Annotated in this window: 20 protein-coding genes; 5 read left to right on the top strand and 15 right to left on the bottom strand. The window is 44.6% G+C overall.

From position 1 onward, the window contains the following. Nucleotides 1–246 precede the first annotated feature (246 nt). The 5 genes from PLA01S_RS31310 to PLA01S_RS31290 form a co-directional block, all read right to left on the bottom strand. Nucleotides 247–768, bottom strand: a complete 522-nt coding sequence (locus PLA01S_RS31310; protein ID WP_127596583.1) for a hypothetical protein — start codon at nt 766–768, stop codon at nt 247–249. Nucleotides 769–1,003: 235 nt separating this feature from the next. Then, entirely contained in the window at nt 1,004–1,666 is a 663-nt protein-coding gene (locus PLA01S_RS31305) for a YdcF family protein (RefSeq protein ID WP_127596580.1), read from the bottom strand. A gap of 517 nt (nt 1,667–2,183) precedes the next feature. After that, nucleotides 2,184–2,714 carry a dihydrofolate reductase family protein gene (locus PLA01S_RS31300; protein ID WP_015735234.1) on the bottom strand — a complete coding sequence of 177 codons (531 nt, stop codon included), beginning with the start codon at nt 2,712–2,714 and terminating at the stop codon, nt 2,184–2,186. A gap of 848 nt (nt 2,715–3,562) precedes the next feature. Continuing rightward, entirely contained in the window at nt 3,563–3,772 is a 210-nt protein-coding gene (locus PLA01S_RS31295) for a hypothetical protein (protein ID WP_127596577.1), read from the bottom strand. A 214-nt stretch (nt 3,773–3,986) separates the two neighbouring features. Continuing rightward, the gene (locus PLA01S_RS31290; protein WP_127596574.1) at nt 3,987–4,436 is read right to left on the bottom strand and encodes a hypothetical protein; all 450 of its coding nucleotides are present in this window, start codon (nt 4,434–4,436) and stop codon (nt 3,987–3,989) included. Between the two features lie 165 nt (nt 4,437–4,601). Between PLA01S_RS31290 and PLA01S_RS31285 the strand changes: the two genes are divergently transcribed. Further along, entirely contained in the window at nt 4,602–5,816 is a 1,215-nt protein-coding gene (locus tag PLA01S_RS31285; protein ID WP_127596572.1) for a sensor histidine kinase, read from the top strand. Then, complete coding sequence (locus PLA01S_RS31280; RefSeq protein WP_127596566.1) at nt 5,776–6,447, top strand: response regulator transcription factor; 672 nt, start codon at nt 5,776–5,778, stop codon at nt 6,445–6,447. The genes PLA01S_RS31285 and PLA01S_RS31280 overlap by 41 nt, the downstream gene beginning before the upstream one ends. A gap of 240 nt (nt 6,448–6,687) precedes the next feature. Here the strand turns inward: PLA01S_RS31280 and PLA01S_RS33145 are convergent, their stop codons facing one another. Further along, nucleotides 6,688–6,816: a hypothetical protein gene (locus PLA01S_RS33145; RefSeq protein ID WP_371860477.1), complete on the bottom strand. Its 129-nt coding sequence runs from the start codon at nt 6,814–6,816 to the stop codon at nt 6,688–6,690. 534 nt (nt 6,817–7,350) lie between these two features. Here PLA01S_RS33145 and PLA01S_RS31270 point away from each other — a divergent pair. Continuing rightward, entirely contained in the window at nt 7,351–7,827 is a 477-nt protein-coding gene (locus PLA01S_RS31270) for a MarR family winged helix-turn-helix transcriptional regulator (protein WP_127596563.1), read from the top strand. A gap of 5 nt (nt 7,828–7,832) precedes the next feature. Continuing rightward, nucleotides 7,833–8,267, top strand: coding sequence for a flavodoxin domain-containing protein (locus PLA01S_RS31265; protein ID WP_127596560.1), 435 nt, complete (start codon nt 7,833–7,835; stop codon nt 8,265–8,267). A gap of 394 nt (nt 8,268–8,661) precedes the next feature. Here PLA01S_RS31265 and PLA01S_RS31260 read toward each other — a convergent pair whose 3' ends face one another. The 3 genes from PLA01S_RS31260 to PLA01S_RS31250 form a co-directional block, all read right to left on the bottom strand. After that, entirely contained in the window at nt 8,662–8,997 is a 336-nt protein-coding gene (locus tag PLA01S_RS31260; RefSeq protein ID WP_127596557.1) for a hypothetical protein, read from the bottom strand. 606 nt (nt 8,998–9,603) lie between these two features. Further along, nucleotides 9,604–10,677, bottom strand: a complete 1,074-nt coding sequence (locus tag PLA01S_RS31255; protein WP_127596554.1) for a Gfo/Idh/MocA family protein — start codon at nt 10,675–10,677, stop codon at nt 9,604–9,606. Beyond that, on the bottom strand, nt 10,656–11,858 hold the full coding sequence (locus PLA01S_RS31250) for a Gfo/Idh/MocA family protein (protein WP_127596552.1): 1,203 nt from the start codon (nt 11,856–11,858) through the stop codon (nt 10,656–10,658). Before PLA01S_RS31250 ends, PLA01S_RS31255 begins: the two co-directional genes overlap by 22 nt. Before the next feature lie 160 nt (nt 11,859–12,018). Here PLA01S_RS31250 and PLA01S_RS31245 point away from each other — a divergent pair, with 160 nt between their 5' ends. Continuing rightward, nucleotides 12,019–12,888: an AraC family transcriptional regulator gene (locus tag PLA01S_RS31245; protein WP_127596549.1), complete on the top strand. Its 870-nt coding sequence runs from the start codon at nt 12,019–12,021 to the stop codon at nt 12,886–12,888. A gap of 473 nt (nt 12,889–13,361) precedes the next feature. On the opposite strand, the gene PLA01S_RS31240 is transcribed toward PLA01S_RS31245, so the two are convergent. The 6 genes from PLA01S_RS31240 to PLA01S_RS31215 form a co-directional block, all read right to left on the bottom strand. Further along, nucleotides 13,362–14,822 carry a multicopper oxidase family protein gene (locus PLA01S_RS31240; RefSeq protein ID WP_127596545.1) on the bottom strand — a complete coding sequence of 487 codons (1,461 nt, stop codon included), beginning with the start codon at nt 14,820–14,822 and terminating at the stop codon, nt 13,362–13,364. 296 nt (nt 14,823–15,118) lie between these two features. After that, nucleotides 15,119–15,331 (bottom strand): hypothetical protein, encoded by a 213-nt coding sequence (locus PLA01S_RS31235; RefSeq protein ID WP_127596542.1) that lies wholly within the window; start codon nt 15,329–15,331, stop codon nt 15,119–15,121. A 918-nt stretch (nt 15,332–16,249) separates the two neighbouring features. Next, nucleotides 16,250–16,600: a VOC family protein gene (locus PLA01S_RS31230; protein ID WP_127596539.1), complete on the bottom strand. Its 351-nt coding sequence runs from the start codon at nt 16,598–16,600 to the stop codon at nt 16,250–16,252. Nucleotides 16,601–16,804: 204 nt separating this feature from the next. Continuing rightward, complete coding sequence (locus tag PLA01S_RS31225) at nt 16,805–17,527, bottom strand: VOC family protein (protein ID WP_127596536.1); 723 nt, start codon at nt 17,525–17,527, stop codon at nt 16,805–16,807. After that, a complete protein-coding gene (locus PLA01S_RS31220) occupies nt 17,524–18,411 on the bottom strand; it encodes an RNA polymerase sigma-70 factor (RefSeq protein WP_127596533.1) in 888 nt (295 codons plus the stop codon). Before PLA01S_RS31220 ends, PLA01S_RS31225 begins: the two co-directional genes overlap by 4 nt. Nucleotides 18,412–18,438: 27 nt before the next feature. Continuing rightward, nucleotides 18,439–19,713 (bottom strand): phytoene desaturase family protein, encoded by a 1,275-nt coding sequence (locus PLA01S_RS31215; RefSeq protein ID WP_127596530.1) that lies wholly within the window; start codon nt 19,711–19,713, stop codon nt 18,439–18,441. Nucleotides 19,714–19,818: the final 105 nt, after the last annotated feature.

Below are 19,818 nucleotides of genomic sequence, written 5' to 3'. Positions count from 1 at the left end.
CAAAAAAGCCGCTAAATTAGCGACTTTCTATGGAACAATGTTCTTGTCCTTCGACAAATAAGTTTCTCTGTCGTCTCCGTTCAGCCAAGTTACAGTAATTCTATATGATCGCTAAACGCAAGGAGCTGAGAATATGTGACATCTACAAGGATAAATAAAGCCACATTTAATATATCAACCGGCCATCACGGTATTGAATGTAACCTGCTGCATATCTGTTTTATATTTCAGTGTATGGATAGTGTATCACTCAACAAGCTGATCCTCAATAAAATGCATTCTCTTAATTACCTTCCCTTCCTTACTTTTGTCATAACTATAGTATTCTTTTTGTGAGTCTACATCTGACCAAATTATTGATGTAATCAGATCATGCTTATGATGTTCTATCCGATCTGTATTCATGTAGCTTTCATCGGGCTGCCAGTCTCTTGGAAAATCCTTGCTTTCCCTATAGAAGTACATATAAAAAATCCGGTTTTTTCCTTCTATTATTTTAATTTCGCCTTCAACTGGATGATCCTTACTGTATTTTTCAACTAATTCTTTCAATTGTATTAAATCCTTCGGTGGATTTAGAATCATATAGTGCTTTCTAACAGTCACCATTTCTTCATCCTTTTTACCAAAGACCTCTTCTGTATTGGCAATTTCGAAAATCTTTGTTTCCCCACTTGATTCCTTATTCAGTGTACATCCAATTAAGTATGATGAAATTAAGAATATACCAATAATCAAAACTAGAATTTTAAAATCAACTTTAATCACAATCCCTCCTCGGTATAACGTCTTATCTATAATGTAGTCTTATTTGTGTCAAATTCCAACAATGTGGTCACTTTTGTGCATTTTTTTATGACACAACTTTGACTACTTAAAAATAAAAAAGCCTGATAAGTCAGGCTTATCAGCTTCAACAAATGTAGACACTTTTGTGTCATTTAGACACCAATAAATAATAATACTACTTTTGAACCATCCAGACCGCTGTCTGATGAATATATCAATCATCCATAGTATAAGTGAGTCCCTCCACTTTCTTATTTAAGCGAAGTATGTCTCCACGGTCACCGTAAAAACAGATTCTCAAATACTCTCCAAACACTCTCGAGCGACCTATTGAACTATGCATCCAGTTTTCTCTGTTTATCGTTTGGCCATTATAACTTGAATCAAAGCCATATGAAAAATAATTAATTTTGGGAGGCAAATGCTTCGCTAATGTACGATATTGCCTGCCTACACCATGAGATTTGCATACAATTAGAAGTGACTCGATAGCGTCGAAGTTAAATACTTCTTTAGCGAATAACACATTCTCTAAAGTGTTCCTTGAGCGATCTTCATACACGATTACATTTAAAGGAATACCTGCCTCAGTTAGTTTATTAACAATGACATGCGCTTCGGGTACAGTTTTATCTACCCAATTCTCATGCTTGATTCCTGTAGGGCTGACTCCTCCTGTGACAATAATAGTTCTTCCCAAGCCTCTTTTATAAGCGTCAATCGCGGCTTCCCAATGCCCCGGATGAGTACCTCCAAAAACAAAAATAGCATCGCAAGGTAATATTTCCTTAGATAAGAAAACGATATCAGTTAATTCTTTTATATGTACTTCAGTTAATTCAGGGACTACAGGATCTTTAGGTATTTGAGGTTGCATATAACTCCCTCCTTAATTCAAATCATTATTCTAATATATGCGTCGTGCCTAATTAAGTACTGACAATTTACATATACCTGCCCGTTAGCTTAATGAAATAGCTGCAGAATTTTAATTAGATAAGTATCTAATCGGTAATCGGATCAAGTTCGTGTCCTTTACGGCAATCGGTACAAGTTCTTGTCCTCGGCTTGGGACAAGAACTTGTACCCTTTGCCGTAACTTGCCCTTTTCCCTCATAGATTTCTTCCATCATTGTTTTAATAAAAAATAAAAACCCGTTGGAATTAAACATCAACGGGTTTTAAAAATACAATTTTTTAACATATAGATCAACCGATTTTTGGAGTTGTATATTCTCATCATCTGGTTTGCTCATGACTAACATTGCAATTTTCTGAGGTGTAAATGAATACATAGATTGGATTACTTCCTTGCTTAGTTCATACTGATACGGACAGCCGGAGAATCCCTATTAAAGTAACTTGCCCTAAAGGCCACTGGGTCAACCGCACAACTAAGCTGGAACGTAGGTCAACCTGATCACATTCTCGCCAATTCGATCGCTTGCCACGAGGCGCAGAGGCGGCCGCGGACCGGCGAAGAACGGTTTGCCGTGACCCAGCACGACTGGATGGAGATAGAGTCGATACTCATCAACGAGACCGAGCTCCGTTAGACTGTGGGCCAACTCGGGCCCGGCAACTTCTATTACCCCTTCATGCTGAGCCTTCAGCTCACGTATGGCCGCTGCGAGGTCGCCCTCGATCAGAGAAGCGTTCGGACCGACGGACTTTAACGTCCTCGACACCACCCACTTCGGTTTGCTTTGCCATGCCGCTGCGAATTCCCGTTCCGGTGCACCCCATTCGGTTCCGTCCCAAACCCGCATGTTCTCGTACATGCGGCGCCCGTACAGGATGCCCGACAGGCTGCGCACGTCGTCGATGAAATGACGGAATAGTTCGGGGCCGGTCTGAAATTCCGGGTGGTCGTGGTCGACGAATCCGTCCAGAGACTGGTTCAATGCGTAAACGATCTTTGCCATGCGACTGACTCTCCTCCCTTGTTTTCTCGCACATTCATCATCAAGATTACATGTTCCATATTCAACCTCCTTTATGTCAACACTTTATCATACAACAGCATGTCCGGTTTCTCATGGATTGCTAATGTGCACAGTCCTGGCCTAACCGAATACAAATTTAATTTAACGAAGGATGGAAAATTAAACAATTCTGCCCGTTAGCCATCCATGCCCCTCTCGAGGCACCACAGCGTAATGAAAATTTTGATGCGACGTTCTATACTATTCTTACGGCTGGTGAGGAAGGTCGTTAAGCTATGGTGCCGCGAACCCATCCGTTAGTCTGACTTGGGCGGCCACGTTCACCACGGTATGTCGCTCCTTTTCGGGAAGCACGCGGGGTAGAGTAATCCGCTTCTGGTTGTTGCCCAGTCCTCAATTTCATTGCCGTAGAAAGGTGAATGTTATGGATATTCTGATCGAGCGCGCTTGCGGTTTGGATGTTCACAAGAAGTCCATCACCGCTTGTTAAGCTCGCTGCCGTGGTCTCCGACATTATGGGCGTGAGCAGCCGCGATATGATGAGTGCCATGTTCAGTTTTTAAAAACCATGAAAGCTGGGCTTAGTTTCGTGTTTCTTTCTATTCTTGAATGATGGTTTGTTTACTTTAAAATGAAAATCTGTCTACATAGTTATCAACGTATTCACGAAGTAATTTATTTTCTTGTGTTGGGTTGTCAAATATTTTCATCGCAACCATCATCAAGGCTTCTTTCTCTTCGATTCGTCCCAAGGATAAAAACGACTATAAAGGCTTCCACTTTCCTTATCTCCATTAATGTTTGCTGTGTATTCGCCACTCCAACTATCACTCTCCCCAGTAAGTACCATCCTGGGTAACGGTTACCGCAAAAGTAACGTTGTCTCTGGCAGCAGGTTGACTCGGTTCGAGCGTGAATGTGGCTTCGACTGGTGTAGAAGAATCATGAGCTGTTTGTTGTTGATCTTGACCACATGCGGTCATGGCAAGGAGCAAGAGTAGGCACGGCAGCATGTACATCAAGCGTTTCAATTCCATCTAGAATCATCCCCTTTCTGTTTCAAGTTCATTAGTTCCTGGTAGAAGAGCGAGTCACTGTGCTGATTATGGTCTCGTCACCGCGCAGGATCGCCCAGCCCAGGGGATTCGCAATGCATCAGGTTTATCATGCTGCGGTCAATGGTAATGGTCAACAATTCAATGCCGCTTCCCATCGGATTTTATGGAATTGCAAAGGCATCCTCTCCACTTGTTACATGAATATCGGTGCGAGCAGAAAGGCTGCAATAAAAAAATCCAAAACAGTGCACCATTCCGCATACCACCGCCAGACGATCTTGTTGCTCCGAAAATGAACAAAGTCCCATACCGCATGGCCGATATAACCTGCCGCAAGCAGGATCAGTCCCGTTTCTCTGTCGACATACAGAGACACTAACGCGATAATGCTGAAAAACAGTAATGCGGCCGCCTGTATCAAGATGGTACGAACCCCGCGAAGATGACCGCGAATTGCGCCTGCAATCGGGTAGACAAGCGCGATGAGAATCAGGATAAATGACATGGGATCCGTCGAAGCAGGGAGCCCTGTTGCGGCCATAGCTAACGCCACCAATGAGGGCCATCGTTTCAGCAATTGTATGCCTGTAAACTTCAATCTTCCTCTCTCTTTGACATCTTCGTCTTTTCTGGCCAATTCCATGGCAATCCCTCCTCGTTTTCTTTTGCACACCAAAAATAACACAATGCAATACCTTTTACGTCTATCTGTAGTTGATTTTTATTTAGCGTCTATATCGATCGATTGATGAGCAAGACGGATTCATCTGTTATGATGAAGTAAACCACCCGAATGAAGGATTGAAAAATGAATAAAAACATATTTCAGCACTTTAACGCCCGCGCCGCACATACAATCTTTATCGTTGCCTTTTTCATATTGATCATGCCAGAGTATCCGTTTCTGCATATCCACGTACTTATCGTTTACGCTGTCTTCCCGGCTTGTTACATATGGATGGCGGCAGCACCTAAAGGATGGTGGAATGCTAAGAGGTATTTCCTTGCGGTTTGCATTCTTGCTGGCATAACCCTCATCATTCGCATCGTTCATTCCGATTACCCTGATCACCGCATTTTCTGGCCGCTGCTGTATATGCTGGGTGTGGCCGATCCGAAATGGAATCGTTCAACCGTTACTCTCGCCGTCTTCACTGTTTGCCTCATTTTTGCAATGATGCTGGTCGACAAGGTCTCATATGGCGCTCTAATTGCAGCTGTCCTCATGTATATCGCGGTCAGAAATCAAAGCCTGCTTCGCGAAGCGCATCGCACGAACCGAAAGCAACTGGAACAACTGAACACGGCATTTTCCGAATTGCAGCAAACATCTGTTCAGGCGATGGGTTATGCTGCGCTGACGGAGCGTACGAGATTGGCACGCGACATTCATGATGGGTTTGGCCATCAGATGACCTCGCTTATTGTTCAACTACAAGCATTGAAGCTGATGATTCTGCAGGATCCGGCTGGGGCGGCAAACAGCGTAGACGAGACTCTGAAGGTTGCTAGGAAAGGGATGGATGAGGTAAGGCTTGCAGTAAAAGAATGGTCGGACGATGAGAAGGGCCTGGGACCGATCGCGCTGAAGGGCCTCGTCTCTCAAATCGAAGCTAATTCTATGGTACAGATACAATATAAAGAAATCGGACCAATCGGTGAGTGGCCGGTTGAATGTAGCGTGATTCTATACAGAATCTTGCAAGAAGCGTTAACCAATATACTCAAGCATGCCGATGCGAAAACGGTCAACATTGTAATTGAAGAAGAGAATGAACATGTAAAGCTTCTCATTACGGATGACGGTCATTTCAGCGGCCAGAAACCTTTGAATTTCGGATTTGGCCTAAGCGGTATGATCGAAAGATGCAAATCTGTCGGAGGGAGCATCGTTTTCTCCGCAAATTCACCCAATGGTTTAAAGATACAAGCAGTTATTCCGCTTAATATTACATCGATTACGGCTAATAAGGAGACGATTCATGCAAACCGAGAAAATGATTCGAATCGTACTGGCGGATGACCAGCCTTTCATCCGCAAAGGATTGCGATACATATTGGACATTCAAAAAGATATGCAGGTTGTCGGAGAGGCTTCGAACGGAGAAGAAGCTGTTGACATTACATTGCGAAACGTTCCGGATATCGTCTTGATGGATATCCGCATGCCGGGCGGAACAGGTATCATGGCAACAAAATCTATCGTTGAAGCTTTGCCTAACACAAAAGTGGTCCTCTTAACGACATTTGATGTTGAACAGTATGTGTTTGACGGGATTCGTGCCGGGGCTTCCGGCTATTTATTGAAGGATACAGAAACCGATGAATTGCTGAGCGGTATACGGGCCATGCACCGGGGGGCAACCCTGTTCAATAGCAGCATGGCCAAACGCGCTCTAGACCAAATATTGACTTCGGGCATGGAGGAGCCGGATTCATCCGGCAAAGATCGGCTGCTTGGCGCCTTGACGGAGCGTGAAACGGAAGTATTGCAGCTGCTTGCTTACGGAAAGAGAAACCACGAAATATCTGCGATTTTATGCATTTCTGAAGGCACAACAAAAACGCATATACACCATATCATGCAAAAACTTGAGGCGCAGGACCGCACACAAGCAGTAGTCACTGCCATTCGAATGAAGCTTGTGAAATAACCGTACTCATGTGAAGTTGCCTTATCTCCTAATTTTAAGTATTTTTCTAAAATTGTCGTCGTAAAAACTATCCCAGCAAACACGCCAATCACTAGCTTGTTATATCCATCAGTTAATGATGGGAAATTTCTTAAAAGCTATAAGCATAGAGCATACTGTTTCGTGAATTCAGGATTGGGCGGCCGACTCGCTCCGAATAGCACAGCAAGTGTTAGTATATATTGAGTAAAATTTGAATAGTTAAACATTAAAAGCACGCTGATAGCGCGGGTTTTCTCGATACTTAAATTCGTATAAGACTACTTCTGGCCACATGTTTTGATTGATGCTCCGTCCAAGTATAGCCAACCCAGCAGGGCCACTATACAATAAATGAATTAGCTATACCTTTTTCACGTTGTAAGGCTTCGAGCTCATCCTTAAAAAGCTTTTGAATTTGTTAACCTGCTCAAAATAAAGCAATCTTTTTACATGAGGATTTTTAATTGCTATATCATACTGATCTAGTTCTTCTCCCAGTATGGTACGTACAGGTATAGGGGAAATCGCATACACTTCAGCTACATTGTACTTCCCCTTGTTGATTCGCTCTACAAACTGTTCGTATAACTTTAAATTATCTGCTTTCCCTTGCTCCCAACCTTTCTTAGAAAAGTCAAAGAACTCAAATTAACTCCTAATAGCTTCAAGCATGATATTGGGCGAGTGTTCGGTCAATGGCAGTGTTGTGAGTGGTGGCGCCCTAATAGCTAATTGCCCTAGCTTAGGGTATGGTTCTCCGTAACACTTTATCGGCGAAATATTTGACATTGAAAGCACAATAAAGTATATTGTTCATTAGATATCTTGAATATCAAGCATCTTGATTACCAAGATTAATGTAAGTTCAGGGAGGACTATCTTTTGTCAAGCAATCGATCAGAACAACCGACGGAGCAGCAGGAAAACCTTACGATGAGTATGCGCGGTTTGGGAACAAGAACGGTACTTTACCAGCAAAGTGTCGCTGCTTCTTTAGGACTTTACAATAGTGACTTTTTGTCCGTTGACATTCTTCATGAAAAGGGTCCTGTGACCGCTGGCGAGCTGTCTAAACTAACCGGACTCACAACGGGCAGCGTTACCGCATTAATCGACCGACTAGAGAAAAGCGGATTTGTTCGCAGGCAACATGACCCCAATGACCGTCGTAAAGTGATTATCGTCCCACTATACGAGAATAAAGAAGAAGTCAGCAAGACCTACCTTATGCTCCACGCGGCTATGGTCAAACTGGCTTCATCCTATTCAGATGAAGAGCTTGAGCTCATTATTCAGTTTTTACGCAATGCAAGCATCGTTCTAGAGGAACAAATCCATATTTTAAATGATAAGGGATGAGTCAAATGGCAGTACTAGTTCTATATGCTACGAAAACAGGAGCAACGGAGCAATGTGTAAAAATCTTAGCAGAAGAGATTTCGAATTGTACAATTTGTAATATTGAAATGGAGAAGCCTAATATCAAGGATTTTGATCGTATTATTTTAGGTGCGGGAGTTCGTGACGGAAAAATATACAAACCCATTCGCGACTTTATCAAAAAGAATCATACTGAATTGCTGGAGAAAAGAGTGGGATACTTTATTTGCAATGAGAAGCCAAAGGAAACAGAAGAAATAATAGAGCGGAATATCCCAGCCGATCTTAAAGAAGCCGCTATCTGCATTGAATCGTTTGGCGGTTATAAGGCTTATGCTGCACCCAAAGAAGGTTCCGACAAACTGAAAGGAATTTTCTTGGATAAAATAAAAGCTTTTTCCGAACAATTTATGAAGTAGTCTAGTTCATGATTTCACCAGGGCTAAGGAAAAACAAACTCAGGTTGTAGCTATCTAAGCAGATATAATCTTTCACCACAGTTCTATATCAGTATTTAAAGACAAAGACACTCCTTTAACAAAGGAGTGTCTTCATTGATTCGGGTTCCGCCGCTTTTGCAAGGCCTTCGTATCTTCCGCCGCTAACGCCTTCTGAAATTTGCGGATCGCCTCCGACGCCTGTTTTTCTCCGTCTGAACCGGATGATAGAGTCAGAATAGAACGGCCACAATCACGACAACGAAGCCAATGACCATAACGGGCTTGCTCTTAAATCTTCGTCCAATCGCAGCTGCCGAAGCAAACTGCTCCTTATATATTAAACTAAAGTTCCCCGTTAGTGGAATATCAAAATCTACCCGATATATTGAAGAATTAACTGATACATTGCTATGAGAAGTCCTAAAATACTCGCTTTCATTTTTGAAGGATGATTTCTTTTGCTACGAAACAAGTAAAGGAAAACCACTATAAATCCTATGGGAATCCATAGCTGAAAGACACCTTCTGTTGTAACGCGAGAAAAAATTGGAGTAATGGATGTACTAATCAAAAAGTAAAAGAAAACCGTAAAACGTCTTGTTTCTAATTGCTTGATCCACCTTACTAAAAAGAAAATAATAATTATTGCTATAATCGTAATGTGTAAAGGCGGTAGAACAGTAGCGGCGTTTGCAAATTTGAATTCCATTCTGCGTTGCCCTCCTCATGTTTAGTGCCACTTATGTTCGCATGAAGACATATCCTTCTCCGTAAACTAATTAACTAACCAAATAAATCGGATAGCTAAATCCAATTATATGCTTACTTTGAATAACGAAAAACTAAGGTTTAGTTACACACTAGGTTATTCTGCCCGTTAGCTTAATGAAATTGCATGGAAACATAGTTAGATACTTATCTAATCGGTAATCGGCTCATGTTCTTGTCTCTCGACACCTTTCTTGGTTGGTAAATGTCCCCTGGTTCTCTTTTTCTAAGAGATAATACAAAGAAATTCAAGACATGAACAGGATACATCTTTATTACAAGCTGTGAGCCGTGCCAGTTTTGTATGTCCAACAATTTTATTAAACAAAGAATGGTTTACGAACGACAACTTAAATGTATTCTGCTATTATGGACCTTCTACTGTTGGACCATAGTGACATGCTACTCTCTGGCTCCTCCTCGAAATCCGGATCATAAAAAAAGAGATCTAAGCTCTCTCTGCCTAGACCGTGCTTTTGATGATATCTTAGAGAACCCCGTGAAGTCTCACAGAAAATCATCTATTCTATATGCATTCTTGAATCCACTACGTTATCCGCATAGCTTTCTGCTGCGCTTTCAGACACAGTTCTGCCGCCATAAAAGCGTGCGCTTGGGTCATGGCGTTCTCGGTTCGATTCAAGCAGTCGAGAATCAGTTCGCCGAAGAAGGGATATCCAACCTTACCGGACACTTGAAAATGATACTCTCCTTCTTTGTTGACTAGATAAACATGATCGCTGGCACGGTCGCGAGCGATATCGATATACTTTCTTAGCTCGATGTATCCTTCCGTACCCAAAATGAGCGTACGACCGTCCCCCCAAGTACCTAACCCGTCCGGTGTGAGCCAGTCAACTCGGAAATAATGCGTGGCTCCGTTATCCCCTAACAGCGTAGCATCGCCGAAATCCTCAAGCTCCGGGTATTCAAGACTATGGTAATTACCGACTTTGCTGTGGAGCACCTCCGCCTTCTCGCAACCGGCGTAAAAGAGGAACTGTTCAACTTGGTGACTGCCGATATCGCAAAGGATTCCTCCGTAGCGTTCCCTTTGGAAGAACCATTCCGGCCGGGAAGGTGCATTCAGGCGGTGCGGACCGAACCCTGTCACTTGGACTACTCGGCCAATCGCGCCTTGCTGGGTAAGCTTTCCGGCAAAAACCGCCGATTCCACATGCAGCCTTTCGCTGTAGTACACCATATACTTTCTTCCGGTTTCGCGAACTTTTGCTCTGGCCGATTCCAGTTGCGTAAGCGTCGTAAACGGCGCTTTATCCGTAAAATAATCTTTACCTGCGTCCATGGCCCTAAGACCGAGCGCGCAGCGTTCCGATGTAACAGCCGCGCCTGCAACCAGGAGAACGTCCGGATCGGAGAATATCTCATCTTCCGATGAAGCAATTTTAACTTGAGGATAGGTCCGCGCGAATGCCTCAGCTTTGGCGGGGTCGCGGTCATATACCCACTTTAACGTTGCTCCCGCTTCGATCAGCCCGTTCACCATACCGTAAATATGTCCGTGGTCGAGCGCAACAGCGGCGATGATAAATTCGCCCGGCTTCACTACCGGACTGGGCTTCACCTTCGGGGCATAGTTCATTCCGTCGCTTTTCTGCATAACGATAAGCCTCCACCATTATCATTTTTTTCGCCATAATTGCTTCCTGTCGTGATCTTCCCATCCTCAAAATTCTCAACACTCTTGCCCTTTTGGTAAAAATAAGGAATGTTTTGTTGAGCACCTTCTTGCGTATAGAAGGGATCATCTTTTTGAAGCGGGAGTTGCACGTTCTCTCCCATACTTGCGGATTTGTAGATGCTCATGATCAACTCCAATGTGCTGCGGCCGTTTTCTCCGTCGATGAGAACCGGCGTTCCATGCTCGATCGCGCTCAGCACATTGTCGATCTGACCGGCATGGCCTTCGTACGGCAAATCCGGCAATTCATCATAGTATTTCTGAATTTTTTCTTCCAGTTCCAAATCGCGTTCAGGGAAGCCGTTCGGCAAGGAAGTGGAAGCCATTACCCGCCATGGGGCGGAAATCCGTGCAAACTGTCCTTGGAAGACGTATTGCTGCTCCTCTCCGTGGTGGACGACCGAGCTGGTAAGTTGTCCCAAAGCTCCATTCGGATATTTCATCATCGCGATGGATAAATCCTCAACCTCGGCATTGTCATGCGCGACATTAGCCATGTAAGCTAGTACGTGGCTAGGACGACCAAGCATCCACAGCAATCCGTCGATATGATGTACGGCATGATTCAGCGTGGGGCCTCCCCCCTCTTTCTCCCAAGTGCCGCGCCACCATAAGTCGTAATAACAATGGCCCCGCCACCAGAAAGAATCCACTTGGGCATGCAGAATCTTGCCGGCCAGACCGCTATCCAGCACTTGTTTAAGCTTCATAATCGGATTTCTGAATCGATTCTGGGCGATCACGGACAACACCTTGCCGTTATTCCGTGCCGCTTCGATCATGTCATCACATTCCTTAAGCGACGCTGCCATAGGTTTCTCTACAATGACATGGCTTCCTGCGTTCAGGAAATCGACCGCAACCTGCGCATGAACGTACGGAGGCATACAAATGGACACGAGATCGATTCCGTCTTGAAGCAGTTCCTTATAATCGTGTACGATTTTAGCTTCCAGTCCGTACTGCTCCCGCCTCACTTCAGCCTTCTCTGGGTAAAGATCGCATAAGGCAACAATTTTACAGCGGTCCTTAAACTGCAGATATGCTTCGATATGACTGGGCGAAATTGCACCCGTACCTATAATCGCAACCTTTAACATACGTTATTTTTTGCCTCCCAACTTTATTTTTTATATAAAAATTATATCCGGTGCAACCTTGTAAATGTGTTTTGCTATGGGGGAAAAAATAACGCTAGATTGCGGATTGTATGGTATATTCAATGCATGTACGAAGACGAGGAAGAAGGAGGCAAACAAGTTGTCATTTGTTGCAAGCAACTACAGTATCTCTCCCTTGTACTTTGCCTATAGACGTAAAAGTGAAAATTACGAGCATAAAGAGACTTTCCATTCCCATCTTGGCCTTGAAGTATTGTTCATTCATCAAGGAAGGGGAACCATGATCGTTAACAACAATAGCTATGAGATTAAGCCGGGCATGCTTTGTATATTTCAGCCCTGTCAACTCCACCACCTAAAGCTTGAATACGACGATCATCAATGCTTCGAACGTTCGATTGCGATTTTTGAACCGACCGTGTTTGAGGCTTATTTTAAACAGTGGCCCGCTCTCCATGAATTTTACAATTTTATATATCTAGGCGATCTTCCCTTCCCTTGTTTATATGAAGTCGCTGACCCTTACCTGGACAGTGCATACAAGAGCATGAACGATCGATTCCCGACGCTGTCCGACACGGAAAAATATGAAGAAATTTCGCTGTTTCTTGTCGCACTTTTTCGCTCCTTGAAACCAATCTGGGATAAGCGGAAAGAGCGGAGTTCAACTTACCAAACCCGTAAAAATCATCGGGTGGAGCACATCTTAAGCTGGATTGAAACGAATTATACGATTCCTTTCCGATTGGACGATATGGCGAAGTCGCTGCATCTATCTCCCTACCATTTGTCACATCTCTTTAAAGAAGCGACAGGGATCAGCATCACGGAATACATAGCAGCCCGAAGGATTCATCAATCCATACAGCTCCTAGCGACTACAAAAAAACCGATCTCGCTTATTGCGGAGGAGATCGGATTAACGAATAGCTCTTATTTTTGCAAATTCTTTAAGACGCAAATGGGAATCACGCCGCATCAATATCGAAAAAAATGGACGAGTACTTAAATCCATTAACGGGACGTCATGCTGATAATTAGATGGGCAATATTTCAGAAGGAGGGTCGTGTCAAGCATGATCGAAGATAGTAACACTCATGAATTGACGAATTAAGCTAAAAAAGCACCGGTGCATCACTCGCCGGTATCAAGCATTTCGCGGGTCTTTCCCCCTTTTCGTGAATCGTTACCATGGAGGTTTCGATCTTTCTTCGGGAACATGACCACGAGTATCTCGAAATGGTCTATGTGATGTCGAGTGATGGCTAACCAATCCCTTATTGTAGATATCGATCGGTAATCGGACCATTTTCTTGTCCTTTTGGAAAGTTACAAGTTCTTTTCTCGAGCCAGGACAAGAACTTGTACCGATAAAACTAAAAAGCCGCTAAATTAGCGACTTTCAATGGGAGCATGATCTTGTCCCCCGACAACTTATTCAAGCTGTTATTTATATTCAAGGCTTGCCACCGTGTCTTATATTAATGGTCATGACCTCTCTTGCTTAACTCTTTCGATACTTGGGATTCGGTGCCTGGTTCGACAATGACAAACTGCCCCATCATACCGCTATCCTCATGATACAATAAGTGACAGTGATACATGTACGGCGTATCGGGATCAGGGTAGCTTCCAAAGTCGACGGCCAGTCTGACTGTAGTGCCATTCGGAATAAAGACCGTATCTTTTCTCCCACGCTCATATAATGGCGGCACTTCTCCATTCTTGTCCATTACGGTGAATGCTGCATCATGAATATGGAAGTTATGATCCCAACCCTTATTCGTGATCTCCCATATTTCACGTGCCCCAGCCGGAACAACCTCATCAATACGATTCATATCCATTTCCTTGCCATTAATTGCAGATTTCGTTGTGAGTTCGAATTTACGTACCTTTACATTTTCGGGCACATCGATGAGCGGCTCAGCGGTAAGTTGATCCGGGAGTTGCGACGAAGCCGATAAACTTGTATCAGCGATAATCTTTACGATATCAAACTCCCCATTTTCAATTCCGTCTTTGCCTGCAAAGCTGTGCAAGATCGTTTCTTCGCCAGCTTCAAACTCCACCACGATCTCTATACGTTCACCCGGACTTAGCAACAAACGATCTAATAAAACTGGTTCGGGTAAAAGTCCCGCATCATTGCCGACCAGATAAAATGAACGATTATCTGAAAAGCCGATATTATAAGCTCTCGCATTCGAACCATTCAGTAATCTAAAACGAACCTGACTTGCAGTGATCTCCAGGTAAGGATCGTATGTCCCATTTACCAAGATTTGATTGCCTAACAACCCAAACGGAGTCATACTCATATTCTCGTTAAAAGAACCGTCGCCCTTAAATAATTTATCCTGGATGATAATCGGGATGTCGTTAATTCCATATTCCGAAGGCAACTTTTTAGAATCCTCATCCTCAACGATAAATAATCCTGCAAGACCGCGATAAACGTGCTGCGCTGTCTTCCCATGCAAGTGTGGATGATACCATGTAGTCGCGGCCGGCTGCTCGATTGTCCAATAAGGTTCCCAGATTGCTCCTGCTTCAATCATCTGGTGCGGTCCGCCGTCCATTACTGCGGGTAATCGCATCCCATGCCAATGCAAGGTTGAGCTTTCATTCAATTGATTGATCACATCGAAAGAAACTTGGTCGCCGCGCGAAACTCGGAGAGTCGGCCCTAAATAAGATCCATTAATTCCCCATGAGGATGTCTGCTTTCCTTCCAAAAACTCAGTTGATCCTGACTGCATGGTTAAGGCAAAGTGTTTCTTACCCTCCGAATCCGTCATTGGCTCAAGTATTGGCGGAATTTGCAATGGATTCTTAAATTCGAGCTTACCGACGTTAGTAGTCGTATCACCTTCACATCCGGCTAAATAAAATGCTGATAAAATGAGCAGCAGCGTGAGCAGTTGAAGGTATTTTTTCATTTTCTATACTCGCTTTCCTCATCGTTGATGAAATCAAATTAAATTTTGTGCATTTTTTTAATTGCTGTTGCGATCAATCCTGAGCATAATCCCCAAATGGCATTGCGGTAAAATACTGTTCAAAGATTACAAGAATGAGTACACTCATCCAGCGTAAAAAATTCGGAAGCTTTCCACTGCCATCCCTGCAATCAAGATTTGGGTCGTGACACAGATGACAAATAGAACGGCCACACTTAAAATAACAATCTAGAGCCTCTTGTCATGGTTAATCTTTTCTCCTTCACATATAACACTCAATCTTGTCCAGCTTTGTTTGTAAAACGTCTGGCCAGCATGACGGCGGCTATACCCCCGGCTAAAGGCAATATCATAGAAAGAGCTCCGATGAACGTTACCGGAAACGTGTCCATTTGCCGCAACACGATCCGCACGATGAATTCAAAAAGGGTAAACCCTCCTAACACGCCAACAACAAAAGTGAGAAACAGCATTCCTGTCTTCTTCATTCCTAAGTCTCCTTATGTCTCCTTTTATTCTCAATAGATCTACATGTGACTCGTTCATGTAATGATCATATTAGACGAATATTGTGAACTTATGACAATGAGTTGCGGTATCTGTGAATTTTTAAAAAGATATTTTAGAAGCAGGTATAATGGACGAAAAGAAAATGTGGAGAAAGACGGTGAGACGCTATGAGCCATACCCTGTTAATCGAGGATGACGAGGAAAAAGTAATCGAGTTTATCGTTCCGCTCCTTCACGAGGAGGGTCAGCAGTTGTGACTGCCAGATTCGGCACCGAGGCACTTGAGAAGGCAAAAGAGTTCAAACCGTCCCTTGCTGCCGTATTTTCCTCAGCACAATAAAGTTACTCCCAAGCAGGGCTTTGCTTTGAGACGCACTATGACGGCTCTCTCTCCAAGGATCAAGTATTTGTTCCAGTCGCGTTGCTTTTTCATTCACCCATCGGTTGGAGCGTGATCACTCGGTACTTTCCTTATTATGCGGCTCCAATCTTCCTCGATTTTCTCCAGACAACGCGCCAGCACCGTTAATGACGTTGTTAGGCCTTTTCCACGATGGTTCCAAACCCATAGCTTCGTTTGTGATACGGGGTCTACCGCCCCTACCAGCTCAAATATGGTCCTTTGGTGACCGTGAGAGAACAGTTTTTCTTACGGGATCATTGCCCCTAAAGCCGCCACATTCTCCCGGTTCCCCCATCGTAAAACGAACACAAAAAAGGCCAACCAGAAGATTCTGGCTAACCTGATAATACGAACAGCTAAAAATATAACAATTTTCAATGGAACAATGTTTTTGTCCTCCGACACATTTATATTGCTTTCTTATTCGATTTGTCACCCACTCGAACTCATCTGTAGAAGATTATCAAATGCAACTATATACTAAATTTATTATTTAAAGATGGATAAGAATATTGATAAGTTTCCCGAATGGGTCCCTAACAAAAAAACGCCGAACCCCCCATGGCTCCTCAGTTGGTCCATACTCAATTGGAATTCCTGCTTCTTTTATACGAGTTAACGCGTCATCAAGATCATCAACCTCAATTGACAGATCAGGCACAGGTGTCCCAGAGCCACCCTCTAATAAGAAACTAACCTGAGTGCCCATTTTCTCATGCGAACCGTATGTTGCAATAAATCCCATATCCATTAGTTGATCAAGTCCAAGTACTTCCCCGTAAAAATACGAAGCTTTGGAAATGTCCTGCGTCTCAATATTTGCAACAATTCGTTTGATCTTCATTTTTCATCCTCCTAAAGTTTTGATATCAAATTTTTACTCAACAATGGTCCCGTTCGGGGCAAACTAATCCTTCAGCTCTCAGAGTACTATAGACTCACTTTTACGCATTCAATATGTTAAAACCTAGCCGCGCGTATTGAGCGGCTACCGGCAGCGAAGAGCGGGTTGCGGTCATTTTTTGTACTTAATCGTTTAATCCCTCCCTTAGACTGGCCTTTCGGAAACCGCACGAATGGTGTAGGGGTACGGATCCAATTGAAACTCCCCTTCTTTAGGATCGAGAATCGTCATTCGAATCGGGTGAACTTCTGGAATCTTCATTGAAGGGTACCATCCGATGGCCATATCCCCCAGGATGAACATTCCGTACTCGTCACCGAGCATCTGAAACGTCTTTCCGTCCCCGATATAACGCGTGACGTCAAATCGAGAATCTAGGCGCTGAATTGCTTCCGATACGCTGCAGCGAAGCGGAAAGCCGATCTCGCTGACATTCAGAATGGATTCATGATCAAAAGGCTCTGTTGAGGCATTGTCCATTCGATGCCGAGCGATGAACTCCACCAGATTCCCCGAAGGATCTTCGAAATAGAAGGCATGCGCATCCGTTCCTTCGAAATAAGCGATATCTTCGTTTGCCTGGATTCCTGCGTAAGGAAGGGGCGCAGCGGAAAGTACCTGACATCCTTTGTCGAAAAGCCAGCTTTTTGCTTCGCGAATTTGGTTCTCAGGGATATTCATTGCCAAATGGTAGGACGGCAGTATCCTTCCCTCCTCTTCGTGAACGAAAGTCAATCGCGTTCCCCCGGCAACGATCGTGATTGAATGTTCCGTTATATCTGCTAGAGCAAATCCAAGTCTTTCTGTGTAGAACACCTTCATTTCAGCTAATCGGGCAGTTCTCAGTTCCAATTCGATAATTCTCATCTTACTACCTCCTCCAGATACTTAAGTTTGTCAGGATTTGCAACTGCATAGATGGAATGAATCTTACTGTCCGAAGCCTCGAACGAGTATACGTAAGCAATACGTCCGCCGATCATCATGACGATTCCCGGGCTTCCGTTCACCGTAGTGATGATATAGGAATAGTGGCTGTCAGGACGCCCGAACCAATCCATCCATTGCATATAAAACGGAATGACTTGCGCCGCTCCGATGACGGGCTGCTGCGCTGCCGGTGCCTTGCCGCCTCCATCTGTATAATGGATGGCGTCAGGAGACAGCAACTGCAACAGACGGTTCGCATCCCCGGCGATCACGCTTTGGATGAATTGCCGCACTTGCGTCTCCGTAACGATGCTCTTTGCTATGTCCGGCGGTTCATGGCGGATACCTTTCTTGGCCCGATGGAAAATTTGCCTGCAATTGAAGCTGCTTTTCCCCACCATGCCTGCAATCTCGTCGTACGGATATTGAAATATTTCCCGCAGGAGAAAGACGGCCCGCTCGACCGCACTTAGCTGTTGCAGAAGCATTAAATAGGCCGTTGAGATCGTTTCCCTTTGTTGATAAATTTCAGAAGGGTCCAAGCTGGCGTCTTCAAGATGCACAAGCGGCTCTGGCAACCAAGTCCCCACGTAAACTTCCCGTTGTCTGACGGACGATTGTAACAGGTTCAGGCAACGGTTCGTTACGATTTTGCACAAGTATGCCTTTACGTTCCTGATATTTGCGTCCGAAGGCAATTGGTTCATCACCAGGAAAGCATCCTGCACGATGTCTTCCGCATCCATGACGCTTCCGAGCATTCGATACGCCAACGAGAACAATAATGTCCGATAAGTTTCATATAGTTGTTCCGTGTCCATACAGACCTCCTTTTCGATATCGTCCGTTTAGTTCGCGAGAATATGAAGTGAAGCTCGCTTGGCGCTTGCTGCCGCCCCGCCTGCCAAATATTCACCGTGTGACACCCAATCTCCAGCCACGTATAAACCCTTAATCTGAGGGACGGCAGGACCCGGATTCTCGACCCGATTCATATGTGGAAAGTCATGAACGACCGTCATCTTGGGCAAATACTGCTCCGCCACCACTTCCCGTCTCCAACCGGGATGAATGAGATCCATGGCTTGTTCAAGTTGGCTGCGGTCTTCTTGCGCATGGCTTCCATGCACTTGGAACTTGATCATTTGATACACTTGAACGTCATCGTTCTCACTGAGTTCTAGCCCTTTGATTCGGGAGGAGTTGATCATAAGGACCGGTTGATCGATGCCGTAGACGAATTGATGCTGCGGTGTGGGAAGTCGACGGAGCCCGATATCCAAACAAGCGGCCGTGATCGGAATGGCCTGCTGCTCCCACGTCCGCAGCGAAGTCAGTTCGGCCGATGGAACCAACCTGCTTGATATCTTCGGCGCTGTCGTCAGGATCACATAAGGAGTCTCAATCGTTTCGCCATTCTCGCATCGAACCCGCTGCACCCGCCCGTCATCATGCTCAACGGAATTGACTTTCCTACCTGTAATTACTTCCACGCCGAGCCGACGTGCTTCCGAACACATCTCCTCGATCAGGGATCCCCATCCTTTCTTCAAATAATACACTCCAGTGATGGAACGCTGCATCTGTCTGAACAAGGGTCCTGCCACTTGTAAATCCGGAGCTTGCACGTATGTTCCTCCTCGGGCCAGCACGTACAGAAGATGACGTACCATCGGGCTTCTCACGTGCTCCTCCATCCAGTCTCGCAGACTCATGTGTGGAATCGTGGCCGTGTCAAGCTTGAGGATCTTCAAGAGGATGGCTCCGAACCTGTATTTGTCAGCCGCCGATAACAAGGAAGTCTTAAGCAGCGAACGGACCGCAGCCGGAAAAGGGTGCACCTGCTCTTTCCAGATGCCGTACGGGGTGAACTCGTCGACTTTTCGAAAAATATCCGGATTTACGTTCAATTCCCGGAAAATGTCGTACGCGTCCCCGGCATAGAGTGCATGCGAACCCAAATTGAAGCGTATTCCGTCCTTCATGTTTGTGATCGCCTTTCCCCCCATCTGATTCTGACTTTCCAAAACGACGACGCGTTTTCCTCCTCTTGCTAAATAAAGAGCCGCGGTCAGTCCGGCAATACCTCCACCAACAACCGACACATCATACTTTGCAACCATTCGAAGAAACCTCCTTCATGCGCTGTCATTAAACAAGACAGGAAGGAGGCGGAAAATGTGACAAAGTGAAAATGCAATGTAGAAAAAGTTCTTGTCCTTTTCGGC

Origin of the sequence: Paenibacillus lautus NBRC 15380 (assembly GCF_004000945.1) — a bacterium.
GTDB lineage: Bacteria > Bacillota > Bacilli > Paenibacillales > Paenibacillaceae > Paenibacillus_AQ > Paenibacillus_AQ lautus.
Note: the sequence above shows the minus strand (reverse complement) of the source record. Positions and strands in the feature narration are given on the sequence as shown.

Bases quoted from the DNA above. Each gene is read 5' to 3' on its own strand.
- PLA01S_RS31280 (WP_127596566.1), top strand. From the start codon at position 5,776: ATGCAAACCGAGAAAATGATTCGAATCGTACTGGCGGATGACCAGCCT.
- PLA01S_RS31305 (WP_127596580.1), bottom strand. From the start codon at position 1,666: ATGCAACCTCAAATACCTAAAGATCCTGTAGTCCCTGAATTAACTGAA.
- PLA01S_RS31265 (WP_127596560.1), top strand. From the start codon at position 7,833: ATGGCAGTACTAGTTCTATATGCTACGAAAACAGGAGCAACGGAGCAA.
- PLA01S_RS31255 (WP_127596554.1), bottom strand. From the start codon at position 10,677: ATGCAGAAAAGCGACGGAATGAACTATGCCCCGAAGGTGAAGCCCAGT.
- PLA01S_RS31220 (WP_127596533.1), bottom strand. From the start codon at position 18,411: ATGGACACGGAACAACTATATGAAACTTATCGGACATTATTGTTCTCG.
- PLA01S_RS31300 (WP_015735234.1), bottom strand. From the start codon at position 2,714: ATGGCAAAGATCGTTTACGCATTGAACCAGTCTCTGGACGGATTCGTC.
- PLA01S_RS31225 (WP_127596536.1), bottom strand. From the start codon at position 17,527: ATGAGAATTATCGAATTGGAACTGAGAACTGCCCGATTAGCTGAAATG.
- PLA01S_RS31290 (WP_127596574.1), bottom strand. From the start codon at position 4,436: ATGGAATTGGCCAGAAAAGACGAAGATGTCAAAGAGAGAGGAAGATTG.
- PLA01S_RS31295 (WP_127596577.1), bottom strand. From the start codon at position 3,772: ATGGAATTGAAACGCTTGATGTACATGCTGCCGTGCCTACTCTTGCTC.
- PLA01S_RS31235 (WP_127596542.1), bottom strand. From the start codon at position 15,331: ATGAAGAAGACAGGAATGCTGTTTCTCACTTTTGTTGTTGGCGTGTTA.
- PLA01S_RS31250 (WP_127596552.1), bottom strand. From the start codon at position 11,858: ATGTTAAAGGTTGCGATTATAGGTACGGGTGCAATTTCGCCCAGTCAT.
- PLA01S_RS31240 (WP_127596545.1), bottom strand. From the start codon at position 14,822: ATGAAAAAATACCTTCAACTGCTCACGCTGCTGCTCATTTTATCAGCA.
- PLA01S_RS31215 (WP_127596530.1), bottom strand. From the start codon at position 19,713: ATGGTTGCAAAGTATGATGTGTCGGTTGTTGGTGGAGGTATTGCCGGA.
- PLA01S_RS31285 (WP_127596572.1), top strand. From the start codon at position 4,602: ATGAATAAAAACATATTTCAGCACTTTAACGCCCGCGCCGCACATACA.
- PLA01S_RS31260 (WP_127596557.1), bottom strand. From the start codon at position 8,997: ATGGAATTCAAATTTGCAAACGCCGCTACTGTTCTACCGCCTTTACAC.
- PLA01S_RS31230 (WP_127596539.1), bottom strand. From the start codon at position 16,600: ATGAAGATCAAACGAATTGTTGCAAATATTGAGACGCAGGACATTTCC.